This is a genomic window from Planktothrix sp. FACHB-1355 (assembly GCF_014748295.1).
Classification (GTDB): Bacteria; Cyanobacteriota; Cyanobacteriia; order Cyanobacteriales; family Aerosakkonemataceae; genus Aerosakkonema; species Aerosakkonema funiforme_A.
Genome location: NZ_JACJUP010000749.1, coordinates 1 through 3574 on the forward strand (window position 1 = coordinate 1; position 3574 = coordinate 3574).

Below are 3574 nucleotides of genomic sequence, written 5' to 3' on the forward strand. Positions count from 1 at the left end.
TTTCTAAAGTGATAGCTTTTTTGCACGATCTCATACTAAATCCGGGTTAACGACCCACATTATAATCAGCTGCAGGGGAGCAGAGGGAAGAGAAGAGGAAAAATATAAAGGGGGTAAATAACCCGGATTTGATATCACAGCTAATCCGTGACCTAGATCGATGAAAAAATGCCCCATCAAGTGATAGAGCATTTTTTCACAAAGACTTAAGTTTCCTAGTATTTCCAACTCGTATGGATGCGTTACAATATTTGTCTTCTAAGTTAAGTTGTTAACAAAGCTTCTAGGTCGGTGAGGATTTTTTGGAGACGTTTCTGCTTTTTAGGGTCGCTCCAAACTTTTGATTTGTTAGCTTTCGTCAAAGCTTCTTTAATTTGGTTTTTCAGACCCTCCTCTGGTTTTTCTGACAATGTACCTGTTTTGAGGGCGGCAATTCGTTCTTTAATCTGAGTTAAAGAAAGATTTTCGGCAATAGCAGTTTCGAGCAATTCTTTTCTAGCTGACTCGTCTTTTACTTTCGCGATCGCACGCGCCTTCGTGTACTCGATTTTTCCTTCTCGAAGTTTCTCAAGTATGTCCTTTGGAAGTTTCAAAAGAGAAAGCCGATTGCTGACAAACGACTCCCATCCCATCTTCCCTAACCGCTCGAATACCTCTATCACCGTTTCGGCTTCTGGCTGAAGGATAACGTTATCATTCGTTCGTTGAACGTCATTTTGCATTCGGTAAAGCAGCTTGCTAACATCATCGGTCGAGTATTCGAGGTGATGGGAAAGCAGTTCCAGAATACCTTCAGTTTCTTCTACCGGATTGAGGTCTTCCCTTTGCAGGTTTTCGACCAAAGCTATGTGTAATGCTTGTTGTTCCGTTAGTTCCCGAATAGTAACGGGAACTTCTTTCAACCCGATTTCACGAGCGGCTCTGTAGCGCCTTTCGCCTGCGATTAGTTCGTATTTACCATCATTCAGAGGTCGAACCAATAAAGGTTGGAGAATGCCATCGGCTTTAATGGATTCAACCAAAGACTGCATTGCGCGATCGTCGAAGTATCGACGGGGTTGAGAAGCTGGAAGTTTTATCGAATCAATATTTAATAGCTTCTCTGAAGATCCATCCGTCTCATCATCTCCAAACAAAACGTTCAAGTTGGCTTTCCCTTTATATGGTTGGTCGTTTTTACTTGGCATTTAGTTTCTCCATTTTTGCAGCTAACTGGTCTAATATTTTAATGACAGCATTCCTGGGTTCGTAGACAGCAAGCGGAACTTGTTTTTCTGACGCATCTACAAAAGCAGTTATTCGCGGGATTGGGCTGTAAACCGGAGCGACGGGAGCAAATTGCTCTTGAATTGCTTTGAGAGTGCGTTTGTCCTGGGAGTTAGTCGCGGCGTAACGAGAAGGAACGAATCCGGCTATTTGTAAGGTGCGATTTCCTTTTTTTCTGACTCTAGCGACGGTTTGTAAAAGGAGGTTTGTTCCTTCAAATGCTTTATAGTGAGTTTCGATCGGCACTAAAACATGAGTAGCAGCTACCAAACTGATATAGCTCAATAGTCCTAAACTGGGAGGACAGTCGATGAGGATGAAGTCGTAGCTGTCCTTAATGGGAGCGATCGCATCAAGTAGGCGAACTTCTCGAAAATCCATATTCACCAGTTGGATTTCGGCAGCACTGAGATTAATGTTGGTAGGAGCCAAATCCATACCGTGAATTTTATTGAGGATAGATAGAGGTTCTTCGTTGACGATGGCATCGAATACTGTTTTTTCTAAGGAAGCGGGGTCAATCCCCATGAAGAGTGTGAGAGAACCTTGGGGATCGATATCGATGAGAAGAACTTTATTGCCACGTTTTGAAAGTTGATAGCCCAGGTTGAGTGTAATTGTCGTTTTACCCACTCCGCCCGCTTGATTGAATAGCGAGATTACCTTATTATTGGACATTTTTTTCTCCTATTGCACACCGTTCGACTCGTGTGAAGGAGGCTACGGGTGAGATTGTAAATTGATTTGCGCTTGAATGAAGATTGAGGATGTTTTCACTTTGGGGGTGAATCACTGTACGTTAAACGTTCAAAATAACTATAGATATACTCTCATATTTGCGCGATATATCTATAGGATGATCATTTATTTTTTAGAGTTGTGTCAAAGTATAGTTTTTCTCTGGCAGAAGCAGCAGCATTGTCTTCCGCAATACCGTTTGCGCCTGTTTCTTGTGGTGTCCCAAGTTGTAGTGCTGTCTGGGCTATTTCACCAAAACATGACAAAGCTGGTATAAAGTTAGTGGAGGATAGGATAAGTGAAGCAAGCTGGTGGTTAAGGCAGATTTTGGTACTTTAATCAAAACAAAGTAAATTTGTCCTTTTTTGAGCAGTTAGGTTCAAATAACAGATGTAATTAGGCGATGGCGCTTTTGGTAACAAGAATAGAATGACTGCATCGGCTTTGTTCTGTATCGTTCGGATTAAAGAGAGTTAATCCGGTAGACGTACCGATAGCAAGATGAGTGCGTGATAGGTTTGGTTATTGAGATACGCCTTATCAAAGTAACTGAACGCTTATGTCTTTAGCTATCATGCAGAGATTTTCCGCTGACCATATTTCCAGACTTAAACAAATAGGACTTGCCTTTTTTGAGAAAATAGCAACCGACCAAACAATAGCAGGAGAAAGCCAAGATTTTTACCAAGGTCTGCTGGTTGGATTCGACCGAGCAGTTAAGCTAATAGATGAAGAAGACGGAGTGCGATCGCTTAATCTATTACAAGCTAAAATAGCCAAATTTATAGACGTAGAAACCAATTCTTTTCAAGCAGATCCAAATTCTACTCCAGCCATTAGCGATCGTAACTCGTTCATCCGTAGATTGTCTAAGAGCTACATCGCTAAACTCAAACAAATTGACGCAGAAGCTAACTTAGATTCTGATATAGAAGATTGTGTTTGTCCAAATGAAACTCAGGATTTCTACCACGGTTGTATTGCTGCACTTGATTTTGCAGTGTCCTTAGCTGGAGAGAAATATGCTTACGCTCAGATTAGCTTGCTCAAAACTAATGCAGCCTATTTTATAGATTTAAACAAAGATCGAGAACGTCAAGTTCATATCTCAGATAACAAAGGTTTGGCTTCTCGAAAACAAAAAGGTTTATATGAAAATCAAGTTTTAATTGATAATTGGGTACAGGTAGATAATGAAAGCTATCCTATCGATAAAATTGAGCAGTCTGATACAGACTTGCTTTTTACACAGGAAGAATCTTTAGACACTCAAACGCCGAAACAAGAGAATAGCAAAGGCGAGGAATCAAACTTGGATGATATAAATGCTTCTAGTCATTTGAGAGAACAATTATCGATTTTGCATTCAAATGACGAGATTGAAAACGAGCGTGCAAATTTTAAATTCCAAGTAGAACAACAGTTATCCAGCTTGGAAGAACAGCATCGGTTAGAAATGGAGACTCTGTTAAGTAGTCGGACAAAAGTAATCGACACTGTATGAACTTTTGTTAAGGCACTTGCAGGAGTGCGATCGCTACCCACGGATAGTACAAATGTATTGTAAAAA

At 40.7% G+C, this 3574-nt stretch carries 4 protein-coding genes; 1 reads left to right on the top strand and 3 read right to left on the bottom strand.

Going from position 1 to position 3574, the window contains the following annotated elements:
* Nucleotides 1-263: 263 nt before the first annotated feature.
* The 3 genes from H6S82_RS24210 to H6S82_RS24220 form a co-directional block, all read right to left on the bottom strand.
* Nucleotides 264-1187 carry a ParB/RepB/Spo0J family partition protein gene (locus H6S82_RS24210; protein WP_190474212.1) on the bottom strand — a complete coding sequence of 308 codons (924 nt, stop codon included), beginning with the start codon at nucleotides 1185-1187 and terminating at the stop codon, nucleotides 264-266.
* Nucleotides 1177-1944 (bottom strand): ParA family protein, encoded by a 768-nt coding sequence (locus H6S82_RS24215; protein WP_190474211.1) that lies wholly within the window; start codon nucleotides 1942-1944, stop codon nucleotides 1177-1179. The genes H6S82_RS24210 and H6S82_RS24215 overlap by 11 nt, the downstream gene beginning before the upstream one ends.
* A 182-nt stretch (nucleotides 1945-2126) precedes the next feature.
* On the bottom strand, nucleotides 2127-2270 hold the full coding sequence (locus H6S82_RS24220; protein WP_190474210.1) for a hypothetical protein: 144 nt from the start codon (nucleotides 2268-2270) through the stop codon (nucleotides 2127-2129).
* Between the two features lie 293 nt (nucleotides 2271-2563).
* On the opposite strand from H6S82_RS24220, the gene H6S82_RS24225 reads away from it, so the two are divergent.
* Entirely contained in the window at nucleotides 2564-3508 is a 945-nt protein-coding gene (locus H6S82_RS24225) for a hypothetical protein (protein ID WP_190474209.1), read from the top strand.
* Nucleotides 3509-3574 lie beyond the last annotated feature (66 nt).

Coding starts and splice junctions, on each gene's coding strand:
- H6S82_RS24210 (WP_190474212.1), bottom strand. CDS start 1,187: ATGCCAAGTAAAAACGACCAACCATATAAAGGGAAAGCCAACTTGAAC.
- H6S82_RS24215 (WP_190474211.1), bottom strand. CDS start 1,944: ATGTCCAATAATAAGGTAATCTCGCTATTCAATCAAGCGGGCGGAGTG.
- H6S82_RS24225 (WP_190474209.1), top strand. CDS start 2,564: ATGTCTTTAGCTATCATGCAGAGATTTTCCGCTGACCATATTTCCAGA.